This is a genomic window from Xylanimonas sp. McL0601, assembly GCF_049852175.1.
In the GTDB taxonomy this organism is placed as follows: Bacteria; Actinomycetota; Actinomycetes; order Actinomycetales; family Cellulomonadaceae; genus Xylanimonas.
This window is the reverse complement of the sequence record NZ_CP187527.1, coordinates 3,748,225-3,764,920: the sequence shown is the minus strand read 5'-3', so window position 1 is coordinate 3,764,920 and position 16,696 is coordinate 3,748,225. Positions and strand designations below refer to the sequence as shown.

General features: G+C 73.5%; 17 protein-coding genes. 15 read left to right on the top strand and 2 right to left on the bottom strand.

The annotated features are described in order from the left end of the window. Positions 1-56 precede the first annotated feature (56 nt). From ACO4JP_RS17395 to ACO4JP_RS17375, 5 genes are all read left to right on the top strand, one after another. A complete protein-coding gene (locus ACO4JP_RS17395; RefSeq protein WP_425955224.1) occupies positions 57-1,064 on the top strand; it encodes a hypothetical protein in 1,008 nt (335 codons plus the stop codon). Positions 1,065-1,177: 113 nt separating this feature from the next. Next, a complete protein-coding gene (locus ACO4JP_RS17390; RefSeq protein WP_425955223.1) occupies positions 1,178-1,330 on the top strand; it encodes a hypothetical protein in 153 nt (50 codons plus the stop codon). A 153-nt stretch (positions 1,331-1,483) separates the two neighbouring features. Further along, on the top strand, positions 1,484-1,708 hold the full coding sequence (locus ACO4JP_RS17385) for a hypothetical protein (RefSeq protein WP_425955222.1): 225 nt from the start codon (positions 1,484-1,486) through the stop codon (positions 1,706-1,708). A gap of 270 nt (positions 1,709-1,978) precedes the next feature. After that, positions 1,979-2,611 (top strand): SRPBCC family protein, encoded by a 633-nt coding sequence (locus ACO4JP_RS17380; RefSeq protein WP_425955221.1) that lies wholly within the window; start codon positions 1,979-1,981, stop codon positions 2,609-2,611. Between the two features lie 10 nt (positions 2,612-2,621). Continuing rightward, positions 2,622-3,011 (top strand): VOC family protein, encoded by a 390-nt coding sequence (locus tag ACO4JP_RS17375; protein WP_425955220.1) that lies wholly within the window; start codon positions 2,622-2,624, stop codon positions 3,009-3,011. Here ACO4JP_RS17375 and ACO4JP_RS17370 read toward each other — a convergent pair. After that, the gene (locus ACO4JP_RS17370; RefSeq protein ID WP_425955219.1) at positions 3,001-4,314 is read right to left on the bottom strand and encodes a M18 family aminopeptidase; all 1,314 of its coding nucleotides are present in this window, start codon (positions 4,312-4,314) and stop codon (positions 3,001-3,003) included. The two genes, ACO4JP_RS17375 and ACO4JP_RS17370, sit on opposite strands and share 11 nt — an antisense overlap. 113 nt (positions 4,315-4,427) lie before the next feature. On the opposite strand from ACO4JP_RS17370, the gene ACO4JP_RS17365 reads away from it, so the two are divergent. The 6 genes from ACO4JP_RS17365 (at position 4,428) to ACO4JP_RS17340 (ending at position 11,575) form a co-directional block, all read left to right on the top strand. Continuing rightward, a complete protein-coding gene (locus ACO4JP_RS17365; protein ID WP_425955218.1) occupies positions 4,428-6,146 on the top strand; it encodes an FAD-binding protein in 1,719 nt (572 codons plus the stop codon). Beyond that, entirely contained in the window at positions 6,143-6,451 is a 309-nt protein-coding gene (locus ACO4JP_RS17360) for a 4Fe-4S dicluster domain-containing protein (protein ID WP_425955217.1), read from the top strand. The genes ACO4JP_RS17365 and ACO4JP_RS17360 overlap by 4 nt, the downstream gene beginning before the upstream one ends. 36 nt (positions 6,452-6,487) lie before the next feature. Further along, positions 6,488-7,516: an ABC transporter substrate-binding protein gene (locus ACO4JP_RS17355; RefSeq protein ID WP_425955216.1), complete on the top strand. Its 1,029-nt coding sequence runs from the start codon at positions 6,488-6,490 to the stop codon at positions 7,514-7,516. Then, positions 7,513-8,283, top strand: coding sequence for an ABC transporter permease (locus ACO4JP_RS17350; RefSeq protein WP_425955215.1), 771 nt, complete (start codon positions 7,513-7,515; stop codon positions 8,281-8,283). Before ACO4JP_RS17355 ends, ACO4JP_RS17350 begins: the two co-directional genes overlap by 4 nt. Then, positions 8,280-9,017: an ABC transporter ATP-binding protein gene (locus ACO4JP_RS17345; RefSeq protein WP_425955214.1), complete on the top strand. Its 738-nt coding sequence runs from the start codon at positions 8,280-8,282 to the stop codon at positions 9,015-9,017. The genes ACO4JP_RS17350 and ACO4JP_RS17345 overlap by 4 nt, the downstream gene beginning before the upstream one ends. Positions 9,018-9,208: 191 nt before the next feature. After that, positions 9,209-11,575 (top strand): sodium-translocating pyrophosphatase, encoded by a 2,367-nt coding sequence (locus ACO4JP_RS17340; protein WP_425955213.1) that lies wholly within the window; start codon positions 9,209-9,211, stop codon positions 11,573-11,575. Between the two features lie 98 nt (positions 11,576-11,673). Here ACO4JP_RS17340 and ACO4JP_RS17335 read toward each other — a convergent pair whose 3' ends face one another. Beyond that, positions 11,674-12,216, bottom strand: coding sequence for a DinB family protein (locus ACO4JP_RS17335; protein ID WP_425955212.1), 543 nt, complete (start codon positions 12,214-12,216; stop codon positions 11,674-11,676). An 88-nt stretch (positions 12,217-12,304) separates the two neighbouring features. Between ACO4JP_RS17335 and ACO4JP_RS17330 the strand changes: the two genes are divergently transcribed. The 4 genes from ACO4JP_RS17330 to ACO4JP_RS17315 all read left to right on the top strand — a co-directional run bounded on the left by ACO4JP_RS17330 (position 12,305) and on the right by ACO4JP_RS17315 (position 16,576). After that, positions 12,305-13,348 carry a hypothetical protein gene (locus ACO4JP_RS17330; RefSeq protein WP_425955211.1) on the top strand — a complete coding sequence of 348 codons (1,044 nt, stop codon included), beginning with the start codon at positions 12,305-12,307 and terminating at the stop codon, positions 13,346-13,348. A 47-nt stretch (positions 13,349-13,395) separates the two neighbouring features. Further along, positions 13,396-13,986 carry a hypothetical protein gene (locus ACO4JP_RS17325; protein WP_425955210.1) on the top strand — a complete coding sequence of 197 codons (591 nt, stop codon included), beginning with the start codon at positions 13,396-13,398 and terminating at the stop codon, positions 13,984-13,986. Continuing rightward, positions 13,986-15,578: a DUF7059 domain-containing protein gene (locus ACO4JP_RS17320; protein ID WP_425955209.1), complete on the top strand. Its 1,593-nt coding sequence runs from the start codon at positions 13,986-13,988 to the stop codon at positions 15,576-15,578. Before ACO4JP_RS17325 ends, ACO4JP_RS17320 begins: the two co-directional genes overlap by 1 nt. 77 nt (positions 15,579-15,655) lie before the next feature. After that, a complete protein-coding gene (locus ACO4JP_RS17315) occupies positions 15,656-16,576 on the top strand; it encodes a phosphatase PAP2 family protein (protein WP_425955208.1) in 921 nt (306 codons plus the stop codon). Positions 16,577-16,696 lie beyond the last annotated feature (120 nt).

Sequence of the window (16,696 nt, the reverse complement as noted above, 5' to 3'; positions counted from 1 at the left end):
GTGAAGAGGTTCAGATGCGTGCGTCGTCGGCTTCTCGTCGTTCGGTTCGTCGTGCCGTGGCATCGGCCCTGATGCTGGTCGCTGGGCTGACGGTGCTTGTCAGCAGTCCGGTGCAGGCTGCCGGAACGCCCACGCTGTCCTTCCGGGGGCACGTCCAGAACATCGGTTGGCAGCCCTGGGTCACGAGCGGTCGTGTCGCCGGGACGACAGGGCGCGGTCTGCGGCTCGAGGCGCTGCAGCTCAAGCTGGACGCGCCGGCGTACCCGGGCTCGAGCGTCAGCGCGTGGGCGCACGTGCAGAACATCGGCTGGATGGACCCGGTCACGAACGGAGGGGTGGTCGGCACGCTGGGGCGTTCGCTCCGCGTCGAGGAGCTCACCCTGAACCTGCAGGGCCCGATCGGTGCGGACTACCAGATCTACTACCGGGCCCACGTCGAGGGCATCGGGTGGACGGGCTGGGCGTCGGACGGCGAGCTGGCCGGGACGTCCGGCTGGGGCCTGCGTATCGAGGCGCTCGAGGTGCGCCTCATCCCGTACGGGGCGGCGACTCCCGCGAAGAGCCGGTCCTCGTATGACATCACCCCCGCGGGGCCCGAGCAGTTCGGGTACAGCGCCCACGTGGAGAGCATCGGTTGGCAGCCGTACGTGGACGGCGGGGTCGTGGCTGGAACCTACGGGCGAGGGCTCCGGATGGAGGCCATCCAGTTCCGCCGCTACGGCCTGAGCTACGACGGCGGCATCAGCGCGACCGCGCACGTCCAGAACCTCGGCTGGATCCCCCAGGTCCCGTCCAACGCGAACTGGATGGTCGGGACGCAGGGACGCGGCCTGCGCATGGAGGCACTCACGCTCGCGCTCACGGGCGAGCTGGCGAAGCACTACGACGTCTACTACACGGTCCACGTCCAGAATCTCGGCTGGCTCGGCTGGGCGAAGAACGGCGAGCGTGCCGGGTCCGCGGGCTATGGGTACCGGATGGAGGCGTTCGTGATGCAGCTCGTTCCCAAGGGCGGTCCGGCGCCCGGCGGCGTCGTCGGCCCGGCGTTCCGGCAGGCTTCCTGAGCGGGTGAGGGCGCGTCGCGGTGCGTTCGCCCGGTGAAGCCGCGGTGGCCAGGGGTTTGCGCGCTGCGACGAGACGTTCAGGGCAGCCGACCTCTGATACCGGACGCGGCCCCGTGAGGTTCGGCTTGCTGGGCTGGGCGAAGAACAGCCAGCAGTCCGGTGCGGCGGGGTATGCGTACCGGTTGGAGGCGGTGGAAGTGAACCTCGTCGCGAAGGGCGACCTGGCGCCGTCGGGCACCGGGGTGAATGCCTTCTACCAGCGCTGACGCGGCCCACGCTGCGCAGAGCCGACGGCCCCCAGGCACTTCCCAGCGCTTGAACGTCACGCTACTGTCCACTCGCTGAGTCCAGGGTCCGCGGGCGTCGCTCGGTCAGCTCAGATGAGAGCCAGGCACCGCCGCCTGAGAACCGGAGCCACGATGCCCATCGCGTCCTCCCGCCGAGCTGGCCGGCTCGTCGTCTTTGTGCTCGCTCTCCTCACGGCACCGGGCTTGCTCGGCGTGGTTCCGGCGCAGGCAGCGACCGCACAACCAGTGACCGTGACCGTGACGCAGGTGGGCGACTGGTACCAGGCTGAGGGGCGGGCGACCAACCGCACCAGCGCCGAGCGGTCTGCGCTGCGGCACGGGCGCCTCGACGACTGATGCCGCGGCCCTAGCGTCCCGGACCGCTGTCGGGCGGACAGATCGCGCGCACGACGGGCCGCGGTCTGCGGGTCGAGGACGGCGGGCTACGCCTACCGGTTGGAGGCGGTGGACGTGCGGCTGGTTGCGAAGGGCAGACCCGGCGCCGTCGGGCAGCACCGGACCCGGGCCGTCGGGCAGCACCGGGCTGCGGGCGTTCTACCAGCACTGAACGCGCCAGGAGGACCATCGGCTCTGGCGTGGGGCCCGAGAGGCCTGGACGATCGACGCATGGATCGAACCCCGGCTCATTCTGCGTGCCTCGTCGCGACCTCAGCCCTGGCGTTGGGTGCCGCTCTGCTCACCCGCCGCATGACCCAGACGTGGGGCACGCTCGCGGGCGAGTCCGACGCCGAGCTGCCGGGTGACGGCATCCTTCCGCGGGCCGGCGTCGTCGCGACGCGTGCGGTGGGGATCGCGCCGCCGCCGCGGGCGGTGTGGCCGTGGCTCGTGCAGCTCGGGTACGGGCGCGGCGGGTTCTACAGCCACGACCGGCTCGAGCGGATGGTCGGCCTCGACATTCACTCGGCCGACCAGATCGAGGACCGCTGGCAGGGGCTTGCGGTCGGGGACCCTGTGCATCTGGCGCCACAGGTCGCGCTGCGCGTGGCCGAGCTCGCGCCGAACGAGCACCTCGTGCTCGAGGGGGCCGACTCGCTGCCCGGCGCGGCGGCAGCGCCCTACGAGTTCACGTGGGCGTTCGTGCTGCACCCGGTCGGGGCGGGCACGCGGCTGCTGGTCCGCGAGCGCTATCGGCCGACCGGGCTGAGCGGGCGTGTGCTCGCTGAGGCGGTGCAGCCGGTGAGCTTCGTGATGACGGCGGCAATGCTGCGTGGGATCCGGCAGCGGGCGAGCGGGCGGTAGCGTCGGCCGGATGAGGCTCCACCACGTCCAGGTCGCGTGCCCGCCCGGCGGCGAGGACGCCGCCCGCCGCTTCTACGCCGAGGGCCTCGGCCTCACCGAGGTGCCCAAACCGCCCGCGCTGGCAGGCCGCGGCGGCGCGTGGTTCCGCGCGCACGACGGCGAAGGCGCCGTCGTCGCCGAGGTCCACGTGGGCGTCGAGGACCCGTTCACCCCGGCGCGCAAGGCGCATCCGGCGCTCGTGGTCGACGACGTCGCCGCCCTCGACGCGGTCGCGGCCCGCCTCGTGGCGCTCGGCTTCGAGGTGAACCGTCGCGAGCGAGAGACCTTCGATGGCTACCTGCGCTTCCACGCGTTCGACGGCGCGGGTAACCGCGTGGAGGTGCTGACGCCTATCCCTTGAGCACCTGCGCCATCGCCCGCGACAGGTACCAGGGATCGACGACGGCCGTGAGCTCCCGCGCCGAGTGCATCGAGAGGATGGGCACCCCCACGTCGACGGTCCGGATCCCTAGCCGCGTCGCCGTGATCGGCCCGATGGTCGACCCGCACGGGATCGCGTTGTTCGACACGAACTCCTGGCTCGGCACGCCCGCCTCCGTGCACGCGGCCTGCCAGCGCGCTGCGCCGTGCGCGTCGGTGGCGTAACGCTGGTTGGCGTTGATCTTGAGGATCGGTCCGCCGCCGGCGACGGGGTGGTTGGCCGGGTCGTGGCGCTCCGGGAAGTTGGGGTGCACGGCGTGGCCGACGTCGGACGACACGTGGAACGACGCGGCGAACGCCCGCGCGCGGTCCTCCGCGGTGGCGCCCAGTGCGCCTGAGATGCGCGTGAGCACGTCCTCGAGGAGCGGGCCAGCGGCCCCGGAGCGGGACTCGGAGCCGATCTCCTCGTGGTCGAAGGCGGCGACGACGAGGATCGACATGGTTTCGACAGGCTCAACCACCGCAACGCCCAGCAGCGCCGTCAGCGCCGAGTGCGTCGACAACAGGTTGTCCAGCCGCCCCGACGCCCACAGCGCCCCGCCCGCCCCGAAGACGCGCGGCGCCTGCGTGTCCGCGACGACGACGTCGTACCCGCCGATCGCGGCCGGGTCGACCCCGGCGCCGCCGCCGGCCGTCGCGGCCAGTGCGGCGAGGACGTCGGCGTCGGCAACGTCGCCGAGCCCCCAGACCGGCTGCGTGTGCCGCTGCTTGTCGAGCGTGAGCCCCTCGTTGACCGACCGGTCGAGGTGGACGGCGAGCTGCGGCAGCCGCAGGAACGGCCCGGTCCGCACCAGGTGCTCGCTCCCGTCGAGCAGCACCAGGCGCCCGGCGAGCTCGAGCTCGCGGTCCAGCCACGAGTTGAGCAGGGGTCCGCCATAGATCTCGACGCCGGCCTGCCAGAACCCGTGCCCGCCCGTCGTCGGGCGCGGCTTGAGCTTGAAGCCCGGGGAGTCGGTGTGCGTGCCGAGGATCGTGAACGGCGTCGTCGCCCCGGCGTCGGCGGGGAGCGTGAACGCGACCGCCGAGCCGTCACGCACGACGACGTAACGGCCGCCCGGCGTGATCCCCCAGGCGTCCGCCTCGTCCAGGTGGGTGAACCCGGCAGCCTCCGCGCGGCGGGCGATCTCGGCCGCGGCATGGAACGACGACGGCGATGCGACGACGAACGCCCCGAGGTCTTCGGTGTGGACGCGTGCGGCAGCGGGGACGGTGCTCGTGGCCATGCCCGCAGTCAAGCACGACCCCCGGGATTTCCGTGCCTGGGACGCCCGTCCCAGATCTTGAGACTTCTTGAGCGGTTCACTCTGGTTTACCGGGCGCGCCCTACGTTCACGCCATGCCTGATCGACGCCTACCCCGAGCCCCGCAGCCGCAGGTGCTCGCCGACTCCGACGACGCTCTGGTGTTGCGCACCGACGTGCTCGTGATCGGGGGCGGACCCGCCGCGACCTGGTCGGCGATCAGCGCCACCGAGGCGGGCGCGCGCACCGTCCTTGCCGACAAGGGCTACTGCGGCACCAGCGGCGTCGCCGCCACCGCAGGCACGGGTCACTGGCTCGTGCCGCCGGACGTCGTCCGCCGGGACGAGGAGATCGGCGCGCGTGAGGTGCAGGGCGGATACCTCACCGACCGCACGTGGAGCGACGCCATCCTCGACGAGGCCTGGTTCCGCACCGAGCTCATCGACGGCTGGGGCTACCGCCCCGCCCGCGCCACGCCACGGCCGCCGACCTTCGCGCTCCGTCCCGGCGACCGGACGTTCGCCGGGCAGTCGCCCGACTACCTGCGGTTTCTGCGTGGCCGGACCAAGCGCGGGGGCGCGCGCATCCTCGACCACAGCCCGGCCCTCGAGCTCCTGGTCGACGACGACGGCCGCGTGCGCGGCGCCCGCGGATACCAGCGTCAGCTGGGCCGCCCCTGGACCGTGCTCGCGGGTGCCGTCGTGCTCGCGACCGGCGGTGTCACGTGGAAGAGCCACTCGCTCGGCTCCGACGTCGACACGGGCGATGGGCACCTCATGGCAGCCGAGGTGGGCGCCCACTTCTCCAGCATGGAGTTCTCGAACTTCTACGGGATGGTGCCGCTCGGCACCTCGATGGACAAGAACGGCTTCTTCGTCCGAGCGTCCTACTGGGACCACGAGGGCGTGCCGATCCACTACCGCAACCTGCACGAGTCGCGGGCCGAGCTGCTCGCAGCCTCGCTGCGCGGCACGATCACGGCTCAGTTCACCCAGTTCCCGCCCGAGACTCGCGCCCGCGTGCGCGAGAGCATGCCGAACTTCTTCATGGTCACCGACAAGCTCGGCGTCGACCCGTTCACGCAGCGCTTTCCGATGGACTGGGTGCAGGAAGGCACCGTCCGCGGCACCGGCGGCATCCACCTGCGCGACCGCGACGCCTGGACCGGCGTGCCGGGGCTCTATGCCGCCGGCGACGTCACCGCACGCGACAAGCTCGTGGGGGCGGCGACCGGAGCGGGTGGCCCCAACCTCGCGTGGGCGGTGGCCACGGGCACGTGGGCCGGACACGCCGCCGCCGGCGCCGCCGCGCGGACCGACGACGTCGCCCTCACCGCCCTTCGCGGGTCCGGCGAGCGCGGCCTGCGGCCCTCGTCGGCCGGTCGCCGGACGACGTCGGCGAGCGGCGGCGAGGCCTGGCGTGACGTCGTCGCCGCGGTGCAGGACCACATGCTGCCGATCGACCACGCCGCGTTCCGCGACGACGCGAAGCTCGCAGCGTCGCGGTCCGCGCTCGACGCCCTCTGGGAGCAGGACGCGCTGCTGGTGCCCGCCGCCGGCTGGGCCGGGCTGGAGGCGATCCGGACCCGGGAGGCTGCCGCCATGCTCGCGACCGCCCGCTGGGTGGTGCGCGCCGCGCGCGAGCGCACCGAGACCCGCGGGATGCACACGCGGACCGACCACCCGGCCACCGATCCGGCCCAGGCGCACCGGCTCCTCGTCGGAGGCCTGGCCGAGCCCTGGGTTTCCGTGGACCCCGAGGCGCCGGTGACCGGCGCCCTCGCAACCCTCCCCGCACAGAAGGAGGCCTCGTGATCGAGGTGATCGACCCCGTCCGTTGCACGAAGTGCGACATCTGCGTCCGGGTCTGCCCGACCAACGTGTTCGACGCCGTTCCTGACGGCGTCCCCGCGATCGCCCGGCACTCGGACTGTCAGACCTGCTTCCAGTGCGAGGCCTGGTGCCCGGCCGACGCCATCTTCGTCGCGCCGTCCCGCACCCCCGCCGCGCCGGGCTCGCCCGAGACGGACCGCGACCACCTGGCCGAGAACGACCTCCTCGGTCTCTACCGGGCCCGCGTGAGCTGGCGCCGCTCCTCTGCCGCCGTCGACACCCACTGAACAGACCTTCCTCGAGCTTCTGAACCGGAGAACCCCATGAACCGCAGCCTCACCCGCAGGATCCTCGGCGCGACGGCCGCCGCTCTCGTCGCCGTCGCCACCGCCGCCTCGCTCGCCGCGTGCGGCGGCCCGTCCGCGGCGGCGGACGCCGGCTCGCCCACCTCGGGCGGCACCCTCGTGCCCCTGAAGGTGGGCGCCCCCTGGAACGGGACCGCCGGAAAGACGCCGACAGACACCGGCACCTTCGGCTACGCCGTCGAGAAGGGCCTCGCCGAGCCGATCCTCGAGAAGTACGGATTCACCTACGAGGGGTTCGCGGCCTTCAACAACGGCCCGCCCGTGGTCCAGGCGCTCGAGTCCGGTGACATCCAGGTAGGCCTCATCGGCGACACGCCCGCCGCGCAGGCCAAGGCGAGCGGCATCGACGTGCCGGCGCTGTCGATCGCCAAGCCGTCCTCGGACATCTGGTTCCTCGGCAAGGTGGGTGGCGGAGTCGAGTCCGTCGCCGACCTCAAGGGCAAGACCGTCGGCCTGCAGTTCGGGTCGAACTTCGACAAGTACGGCCGAGCGGTGCTGGAGAAGGCCGGCATCCTCAAGGACGTCAAGATCGTGAACCTGCTCTTCGCCGACGCCCTGCCCGCCCTGCAGCGCGGCGACATCGACGCCGTGCCGCTCCCCGCGACCACGGCCGGCATCTGGCGCCTCACCGACGACTTCCCGGTCATCTCCAAGGCCAGCGAGGACGACCCCGAGCTGCTCGCGACGTCGGTCGCACTGACCTCGCGCGAGGCCGCCGACGCCCACCCGAAGATCGCCGAGGCGGTCTGGGCCGTGCAGCAGGCCGGCATCGACGCGATCCAGTCGGACCACGACGCCTACGCCGCGTGGGTCGAGCAGGCGACGGGTGCGCCCAAGGCCGTGGTCCTCGCGGCGAACACCTGGAAGTTTGGCACCGAGCGCCTCGACCCGGACGGTCTCAAGACCGTGCAGTCGACGCTCGACTACCTCGTCGACAACGGCACCGCGCCCCGGGCGTTCGACGTCGCCACCTGGGGTCTCCAGTGACGGTCCGCGGCGGCGACATCGCCGTGCGGGCGAGCGTCCCCCTGCTGCTCCTCGCGGCGTGGGCGGCAGGCTCGGCCTCCGGGTCGATCGACCCCAAGGTCTTCCCGGCACCCTCGTCCGTGGTGACGGCCTTCGTCGACCTCGTGCGGACCGGCGTGCTGTGGGACAACCTGTCGGTCTCGCTGGTGCGGGTCGCCGTCGGGTTCGCGATCGGTGGCGCGCTCGGCGTGACGCTGGGCGTCATCGCGGGCCTGTACCGGATCGGCGACCAGCTCCTCGACCCCACGCTGCAGATGCTGCGCACGATCCCGTTCCTGGCGATCACGCCGCTGCTCATCCTGTGGTTCGGCATCGACGAACGGCCCAAGATCCTGATCATCGCCGCGGCCGCTCTCTTCCCGCTGTACCTCAACACCCACAGCGGCGTGCGCAACGTGGACCGCAAGATCCTCGAGGCCGGGCGGGTGTTCGGGCTGCGGGGTGCGCGGCTCGTACGGGACGTGATCCTGCCCGAGGCGACCCCTTCGATCCTCGTGGGCCTGCGCGTCTCGCTCTCGACGTCACTGCTCGCGCTCATCGTGGCCGAGCTGACCAACGCGCCTCAGGGGCTCGGGTTCCTGATGACATCGGCGCAGCAGTACTTCCAGACGGACGTGCTGGTTGTCGTCGTCGCGATCTACGCGGTGTGGGGCCTCTCGGTGGACCTCGTGGTGCGTGGCGCCGAGCGCGTGCTGCTGCCCTTCAGACGGATCGGAGTCCGGCGATGACCATGGTGGTCCAGGCGGCGCCCACCGCCGGGGTGAACGCCGACGGCGTCGTCAAGCGCTTCGGCACCCGCACGGTGCTCGACGGCTTCTCGCTCGACGTCAGGCCCGGCGAGTTCCTCGCGCTCCTCGGCGCGAGCGGCAGCGGCAAGACGACGTTCCTGCGCATCCTCGCCGGCCTCGAGCAGGCCGACGGCGGAACGGTGTCCGCGCCGCGCGAGCGGACGGTGGTGTTCCAGGAGCCGCGCCTGGTCGCCGCGAAGCGCGTCCGCGAGAACGTGCTGCTCGGCCAGGCCGGCACGCCGGCCAACCGTGAGGCGGCGTCGCGGGCGCTGTCCGAGGTGGGGCTCGCCGGCCGTGAGCGAGCCTGGCCCACCACGCTCTCGGGCGGCGAGGCGCAGCGCGTCGCGCTCGCCCGCGCCCTCGTGCGCCGGCCCGGCCTGCTGCTTCTCGACGAGCCGTTCGCGGCGCTCGACGCGCTGACGCGCATCAAGATGCAGGCCCTGGTCGCCGACCTCGTGCACGAGCACCGCCCCGCGGTGCTGCTGGTCACGCACGACGTCGACGAGGCGATCCTGCTCGCCGACCGCGTGGCGGTGCTGCAGCAGGGCAAGGTCGGGTTCGAGATCGAGGTCCCGTTCCCGCGCCCGCGCAGACGAGGTGTGCCCGGCTTCGGCGACCTGCGACGCCGGCTGCTCGGGGAGCTCGGCGTCGACGAGTCGATCGGGTCCGAGTAGGGGCAGGTCAGGGAGGCGGTGACCCGGACGGGGTCACCGCCTCCGAGTCGCCGGCGCCGGGCCGTCGGGCCGCGACGATCCTGGGCGCGCTCGTGACCGCCGTCACATTGTGGGTACACTCCCCGCATCCCGCCGTCAACGGCGCCGGCGGGCCTTTCATCGCCTCGGGGAGGCGTCGTCAAGGAGGACGGATGCTCACACTCGGTACCGGCAGCATCGCGATCGTCGCGGTGATCGCCGTGATCGCGCTGGCCGCCTTGGCCTGCGCTTTTGTGCTGCGGCGGCAGGTGCTCGCCGCCGACGAGGGCACGCCCTCGATGCGGGAGATCGCCCTCGCGGTGCAGGAGGGCGCGGCCGCCTACCTCAACAGGCAGTTCCGCACGCTTGCCCTGTTCGCCGTCGTCGTGTTCGCCCTGCTGTTCCTGCTCCCGGGCGACGGCGGCGTGCGCGTCGGCCGGTCGATCGCGTTCCTGTTCGGCGCCGCGTTCTCGGCGACCATCGGCTACCTGGGCATGTGGCTCGCGGTGCGTGCGAACGTGCGCGTCGCCGCGGCGGCCTCACGGCCCGGCGGCCGCAACGAGGGCGCGCAGATCGCGTTCCGCACCGGCGGCGTCGTCGGCATGTGCGTGGTGGGCCTCGGCCTGCTCGGCGCTGCGCTCGTGGTGCTCGTGTACCGCGAGAACGCGCCCGTCGTGCTGGAGGGCTTCGGCTTCGGCGCGGCGCTGCTCGCCATGTTCATGCGCGTCGGCGGCGGCATCTTCACCAAGGCGGCCGACGTCGGCGCCGACCTCGTGGGCAAGGTCGAGCAGGGCATCCCCGAGGACGACCCGCGCAACGCCGCGACCATCGCCGACAACGTGGGCGACAACGTCGGCGACTGCGCCGGCATGGCCGCCGACCTGTTCGAGTCCTACGCCGTGACCCTCGTGGCAGCGCTCATCCTGGGCCGTGCCGCGATGGGCGAGAAGGGCATCGTGTTCCCGCTCATGGTCACCGCGATCGGCGCGTTCGTCGCGCTGCTCGGCGTGCTCGTGACCCGCATCCGTGGCGACGAGAACGGCCTCAAGGCCATCAACCGCGGCTTCTACATCTCGGCCGTCGTCGGCGCGGTCCTTGCGGCGATCGCCGCGTTCGTCTACCTGCCGTCGTCGTTCGACGAGCTGCACGGCACCGCCGACCTCGGCACCCTGCACGGCATCTCGTCCGACCCGCGCCTGGACGCCGCCCTCGCCGTCGCCATCGGCGTGGTGCTGGCGGGCGTGATCCTGTGGATCACCGGGTACTTCACGGGCACGACGTCGAAGCCGACGCTGCACGTCGCCGCGACCTCGCGCACGGGCGCCGCGACCGTGGTGCTCTCGGGCATCGGCGTGGGCTTCGAGTCGGCCGTCTACACCGCGGGCATCATCGCCGCCGCGATCTGTGCGGCGTTCCTCGTGGCCGGCGGCTCGGTCTGGCTTGCGCTGTTCCTCATCGCTCTCGCCGGCTGCGGCCTGCTGACCACCGTGGGCGTCATCGTGGCCATGGACACGTTCGGGCCGGTGAGCGACAACGCGCAGGGCATCGCGGAGATGTCGGGCGACGTGGACGAGGAGGGCGCGAAGACCCTGACGGACCTCGACGCCGTCGGCAACACCACCAAGGCCATCACCAAGGGCATCGCGATCGCTACCGCTGTGCTGGCCGCGACGGCCCTGTTCGGCTCCTACGCCGACGCCGTGGAGCGCGCGCTCGGCGCCGTCGGGCACCGCGGCGCCGGGCTGGTCAACTCGATGCTCAGCTTCGAGATCATCTCGCCCGTCACGCTCGTGGGCGTGATCCTCGGTGCCGCGACCGTGTTCCTGTTCTCCGGCCTCGCCATCGACGCCGTGACCCGGGCCGCCGGCGCGATCGTCTACGAGGTGCGTCGCCAGTTCCGCGAGCACCCCGGCATCATGACGTTCGACGAGCGGCCCGAGTACGGCAAGGTCGTGGACATCTGCACGCGTGACTCGCTGCGCGAGCTCGCGACGCCGGGTCTCCTCGCCGCGTTCGCGCCGATCGCGGTGGGCTTCGGCCTCGGCGTGGGTCCGCTGGCCGGCTTCCTCGCGGGCGCCATCAGCGCGGGCGTGCTCATGGCCATCTTCCTGGCCAACTCGGGCGGCGCCTGGGACAACGCCAAGAAGATCGTCGAGGACGGCGCACACGGCGGCAAGGGCTCCGAGGCGCACGCGGCCACCATCATCGGCGACACCGTCGGCGACCCGTTCAAGGACACCGCCGGCCCGGCGATCAACCCGCTGATCAAGGTGATGAACCTGGTCGCCGTGCTCATCGCCCCGGCCGTGGTGACCATGAGCGTGCCCGACGACGCCAACCACTGGCTGCGCATCGGCCTGGCCTGCGTGGCCGCCGCCATCGCGTTCGGGGCCGTGATCGCCTCGCGGCTGCGGGCCGCCCGTGCCGACCGCGAGTCGGTGGCCGCCGCCGAGGCGGAGGCTGCGGCCGCGGCCGAGGCAGCGGCTTCGCAGGCGCTGGCCGAGGCGGACGCGGAGGAGCTCCGCCCGACCCGCCGCTGACGACGCGACCCGCGCCCGTTCGACAGAAGGTCCGGAGCTCGGCCGCAAGCGCTGCCGAGCTCCGGACCTTCGTGCCGAAGAAGCCGGGGTTGAACCCGTTACAGGCCGGTGCGCCCGTCGATGCACTCCCGCAGGAGGTCGACGTGGCCCATGTGCCGCGCGTACTCCTCGACCATGTGGATCATGACGTCTCGCGCCTCGACGGTGCCGTCACCGAACGGGACCTCACGGTCCATCTCCTCGGACCAGAACACGTCGTCCGCGGCCTCGACGGCCTGGTGCCACTCGCCCCAGGCCTCGGTCACGCATGCGTCGCTCGCCGTCGCGCCGTCGAAGTCGTGATCGGCCACGCCCGGCAGCTCGAACGGCGCCGACGTGTGGTCGCCGCCCAGCACCCGCTGGAACCAGTGGTGCTCAGCGTTGGCGAGGTGCCGCACGATGCCCAGCAGCGACAGCGTCGACGGCGGCACCGAGCGGCGGGCGAGCTGCTCGGTGCCGAGCCCCTCGCACTTCATGACCAGCGTCATGCGGTAACGGCACAGGTACTCCCAGACCGTCTCCTTCTCGCCCACGGGCTCGGCGCCGGTGGTTCGAGGGTCGTTTTCGGGGTCGACCCACAGGCCTGTCGTCGTGGACGTCACGCGCGGAGGATGACGCCTGCCGGGCGTCGCGGTCAAGTGGGCGTGGGCGGCCCTTCTCCCCTCCGGGACTCCGCGCTACCCTCCCGGCGTGAGCAGAACCGCGACATCGCAGGCCCCCGGCGGGCGCGCGCGTCGTGGTGTCCGGATGCCGCAGGCCCCGAAGCTGCCTTGGACGCCGCCCGCGCCCGACGCCGGCGCGTCGCCGATGCCGTCGTTCCAGGACCTGCTGGGCGGTGCGCTGGGCCGGCAGACGCCGCAGGTGCCGGAGGCGCCGGCTCTGCCACAGCCAGCGGCGGAGCCCGAGCAGTGGCACGGAGCAGAGCCGGTGGGCTGGCCCGAGGCAGAGCCGGTGCCCTGGCCCGAGGCACAGCCGGAGGCTGACCCGGCCGGCTGGCCCGAGCCGGAGCCGGAACCGGCCGCGGCCGGCTGGCCCGAGGCACCGCCGGAGCCTGACGCGGTGCGCTGGCCCTCGCCTGGCCCGGAGGCGACGCCCGAGCCGTCGCGCTGGCTCAGGACCGAGTCGAGCCCTGCGGCGCTGCCCTGGTCAGAGGTCGCCCCCGACCCCGCGCCGGATCTCGCTCCTGTCCCGACCGAGACCCCAGCTGCTGCTCGGAGGCGCCCCAGCCTTCCCCGGCTCCGCCTCCCCGCACTCGTCAGCGGCCGCCTCGGCGTCCCCCGCATCCTCGACCACCGCCTCACGCTCGTCGGGGTGACTGCCGTCGCGCTGCTCGCCGGGGTCGGTGCCGGCGCCGTGCACGGGCTGATCGCCGCGCCGCCCCCCGCCGCCCCGGCTTCGCCGGAGCAGTGCGCCGCCGCGCAGGTCGCCTGGACGGAGTCGGCGTCGAGCCAGGTGGCGATGTCGGCGGACAAGCCGGTCACGCTGCGCACGGGATTCCTCGGCGCCTCTGCCGCGCTCGACCACGTCACGCCGCCACCGGCGGTCGCCGCCGACTGGAAGACGGTCAAGACCTACGTCGACGCCGTCGCGAAGGCCGTCGACCCCGTGGACCCCCTCGACGACGCGGGGATCACGACCGCCGTCGGTGCCGCGATCTCCCGCCTGGACACGGCCGCCACCACGGCCGCCTCGGCCCGCGTCACCGCGTACCTCCAGGCCGGTTGTGTGAGTTGAGCGCCGTCCGATTTCACCTGGTGCCCCGGGTGGGTCACGATGGACGGATGCTGCCCGCACGCCTCGTCCCGTCCCGCGGCACTACCCGTGCACGCGCCGCGGCGGCCCTGGTCTCGGCGGCCGTCCTCGGCACCGCCCTGCTCGTGGGCTGTGGCCCGTTCGGGGCCGCGATGTCGGAGCCGTCCGCCGCCCCGCTCCCGGCGGCTCCCGTGACGGTCGGGCCCGACGTCGTCGTCCCTGAGTCCGACGGCGGTGGCGCGCCCGCCCCGTCGCCGTCGCCGGACGCGTCGCCTGCGGCCGGCGAGACGAGCTGCACCGAGGTGCAGGCGGCCTGGAACGAGACGAACCAGGCCCTGGTGAACCTCAGCGCCGACCACCCGCGCGCACTGGTCAACAGTTTCCGCGTCGCGGGTGAGGCGATGGGCAAGGTCGAGGCCCCCGAGGCGATCGCGAAGCCCTGGGCCACCATGTCCGACTACCTGAAGCGGGTCAACGCCGCTCTGGAGAACGTCGACGCCGACGACGCCGCGGGGGTCTCCGGAGCGATGGCCGACACCGTGTCGGCCGCGGACACCCAGGCCGCGACGGCGGCCGGCGAGAAGGTCACGGCCTTCGTCGCCGCGGGTTGCAAGAGCTGATGAGCGCCCCCGCCCCTGCCGCCGACGACGGCGCCCTCGCCGCGCTGCGCGGAGACCTCGAGGCCGCGTCCTTCACCGTCGACGGGGTGGCCGACCTGCTCGGCGAGCTCGCCGCCGCTGCTTTGCACCGTGAGCAGGCCGTGCCAGCGCGCCGTGCCGTCGAGTCCGCCGTCGGCGGCCGCGCCCCCGGCGCCTGGGACCCGCGGGCCACGCTCGCCCGGCTCTTCCTGCTGGGCGGCGAGGTACCCCGCGCGGCCCTCGACGCCGCGCTCTCCACCACCGGGGCGGAGGGTGCCACGCGCGCGGGCCTCGTGGTCGCAGCGGGCCAGGACGACGACGACGGCGTCCGCGCCGCCGTCGACCTGGCACCGTACGCGGCGACCGACGCCGGCGGCGACGTCCAGTGGTGGCTCGCCTCCGACCTGGGTGAGCTCGCCCGCGGCGGGGCCATCGCCACCGACCACGTGCTCGGGGCAGGCGGGGCGTCGGTCACGCTCGCGCAGGTCACGATCCGCGAGCAGGTACGCCGGGTGCTCGACCTGGGCACCGGCTGCGGCATCCAGGCGCTGCATGCGTCCCGGCACGCCGGCACCGTCGTGGGCACGGACATCTCCGCGCGGGCGCTGGCGTTCGCGCGGTTCAACGAAGGGCTTAACCTCGGGCGCCAGGGCGAGTGGGACCTGCGCCTCGGGTCGATGCTCGAGCCGGTCGAGGGCGAGCGCTTCGACCTCGTGGTCTCCAACCCACCGTTCGTCATCACGCCGCGCTCCGGCGCGGCCGGGCGCGCGGTGCACGACGCCCTCGGCGACTTCGAGTACCGCGACGGCGGCCGCGCGGGCGACGACCTCGTGCGCGACCTGGTCACGGCCGTCGGGTCCGTGCTCGCCCCGGGCGGCACCGCGCAGCTGCTCGGCAACTGGGAGCACCGGCGCGGGCAGGCGTGGACCGAGCGGGTCGGCGAGTGGCTCGACGCCTCCGGGCTCGACGGCTGGGTGATCCAGCGCGAGGTGCTCGACCCCGCCGAGTACGCCGAGACGTGGATCCGCGACGGCGGCACCACCCCCGATCGTGACCCCGCCGGCTGGGCGGCGGCGTACGGGGCGTGGCTCGACGACTTCGCGTCGCGCGACGTCGAGGCGATCGGGTTCGGCGTCGTCACGCTGCGGCGCCCCACCACCGACCGCGAGCGCCTTCGCCGCCTCGAGGAGCACATCGGGTCCGTGCGCCAGCCGCTCGGCCCGCACCTGGCGGCGTCGCTCGCAGCGCACGACTGGCTCGCCGCACGTCCGGACCCTGCCCTGGCGGACACGAGGCTGGAGGTCGCGCCCGACGTCACCGAGGAGCGCTACCTCACCCCGGGCCTGCCCGACCCCAACGTCGTCGTCGTCCGGCAGGGCGACGGGCTCGGGCGGGGCGTGCACGCCTCCACGGCGCTCGCCGCGCTGGTCGGCGCGTGCGACGGCGAGCTCACCGTCGGGCAGATCGCGGGCGCCATCGCGGCCCTGTTCGACGTCGACGCCGCGGCGCTGCGCGCGGAGCTGCTTCCCGCGGTGCGCGGGTTGGTGCGGGACGGGTTCCTGCGCCCGACCTGAGCGGAACGCGCCGAGCCGTCGCGCGCCCCGTCCCGGTCGATCACCGGGCCCCCACATCCCTTCGTTACGGTTTCCCCATGCTCGACGCCACCCGAACCCCGCCCCGGTACGACGCGCCCGACGCGCGTCCCGTGCCGCGCACGGGTCCGCGCGTGCTGGCGGCGGTCGTCGCGGTCGTCGCCGTGCTGGCCGTGCACCTGACGTGGTACGTGTTCGTGGCGACGGAGGCGGGCCAGCGCATCGACAGGCTCGCCCTCGCCGGCGCGCAGCACGGGCAGTACGAGCTGTGGATCCTCGCGGAGCCGGTGCTCGGCGTCGTCTCGGTCGCCTTCGTCGTCGCGGGCATCGTGGCAGCGATGGCGATCGCGCTGGTCCGACGCCGGTGGGCGCTCGCGCTCCAGGTCGCGCTGCTGGTGGGCGGTGCCAACGCGACCACACAGATCCTCAAGCACTACGTCTACGACCGCCCGCACCTGCTGCCCGGCTGGAACGGCGCCAACACGCTGCCGTCGGGGCACACGACGGTGGCGGCCTCGGTCGCGGCGGCGCTGCTGATCGCGGCGCCGCGTTCCTGGCGGCCGACGGTCGCGGTGGTCGGCGGGCTGTGGACGGCGGCCACGGGTATCTCCACGCTGGTGGGTCAGTGGCACCGCCCCTCCGACGTCGTCGCGGCCCTGCTGGTGGTGCTCGCGTGGGGCGGCGCGGTCTGCGCGTTCGGCTCGCGCTCCTCGCTCGACGTCGCCTCGCGGCCGGGGGACCGGATGCGCTCACCCAGCTCGTACGTCACCGCCGGCCTCATGGCACTGGCCGGCGTGGGCGCGGGGGTCATGGCCGGCATTGCGCTGACCGACCTGGGGACGCGGGTGCAGGACCCGCCCTTCGAGGGAGACATCACGGCCTACGCCGGCGGGGTCGCGGGGGTGCTCGCGGTGACGGCGGTCGTGTTCGCCGTGCTTCTTCTCGTGCGGCAGGCGACGGCCCGGCCGGAACGGCCCTGATTTCACCCGCTGTCGAGCCCCTCCGGGCCGGTCGTCAGACGCCCCGCTGGGGACAGAGCGCGGCGGTGGCCCGCGGCCGCAGGTAAGGTGCCCGCACGTCGAGGGCGTACCGTGAACTTC

Excerpts from the sequence above, each read along its gene's own strand:
- ACO4JP_RS17380 (WP_425955221.1), top strand. The coding sequence starts at position 1,979 with ATGGATCGAACCCCGGCTCATTCTGCGTGCCTCGTCGCGACCTCAGCC.
- ACO4JP_RS17365 (WP_425955218.1), top strand. The coding sequence starts at position 4,428 with ATGCCTGATCGACGCCTACCCCGAGCCCCGCAGCCGCAGGTGCTCGCC.
- ACO4JP_RS17340 (WP_425955213.1), top strand. The coding sequence starts at position 9,209 with ATGCTCACACTCGGTACCGGCAGCATCGCGATCGTCGCGGTGATCGCC.
- ACO4JP_RS17325 (WP_425955210.1), top strand. The coding sequence starts at position 13,396 with ATGCTGCCCGCACGCCTCGTCCCGTCCCGCGGCACTACCCGTGCACGC.
- ACO4JP_RS17385 (WP_425955222.1), top strand. The coding sequence starts at position 1,484 with ATGCCCATCGCGTCCTCCCGCCGAGCTGGCCGGCTCGTCGTCTTTGTG.
- ACO4JP_RS17355 (WP_425955216.1), top strand. The coding sequence starts at position 6,488 with ATGAACCGCAGCCTCACCCGCAGGATCCTCGGCGCGACGGCCGCCGCT.
- ACO4JP_RS17370 (WP_425955219.1), bottom strand. The coding sequence starts at position 4,314 with ATGGCCACGAGCACCGTCCCCGCTGCCGCACGCGTCCACACCGAAGAC.
- ACO4JP_RS17375 (WP_425955220.1), top strand. The coding sequence starts at position 2,622 with ATGAGGCTCCACCACGTCCAGGTCGCGTGCCCGCCCGGCGGCGAGGAC.
- ACO4JP_RS17320 (WP_425955209.1), top strand. The coding sequence starts at position 13,986 with ATGAGCGCCCCCGCCCCTGCCGCCGACGACGGCGCCCTCGCCGCGCTG.
- ACO4JP_RS17315 (WP_425955208.1), top strand. The coding sequence starts at position 15,656 with ATGCTCGACGCCACCCGAACCCCGCCCCGGTACGACGCGCCCGACGCG.
- ACO4JP_RS17345 (WP_425955214.1), top strand. The coding sequence starts at position 8,280 with ATGACCATGGTGGTCCAGGCGGCGCCCACCGCCGGGGTGAACGCCGAC.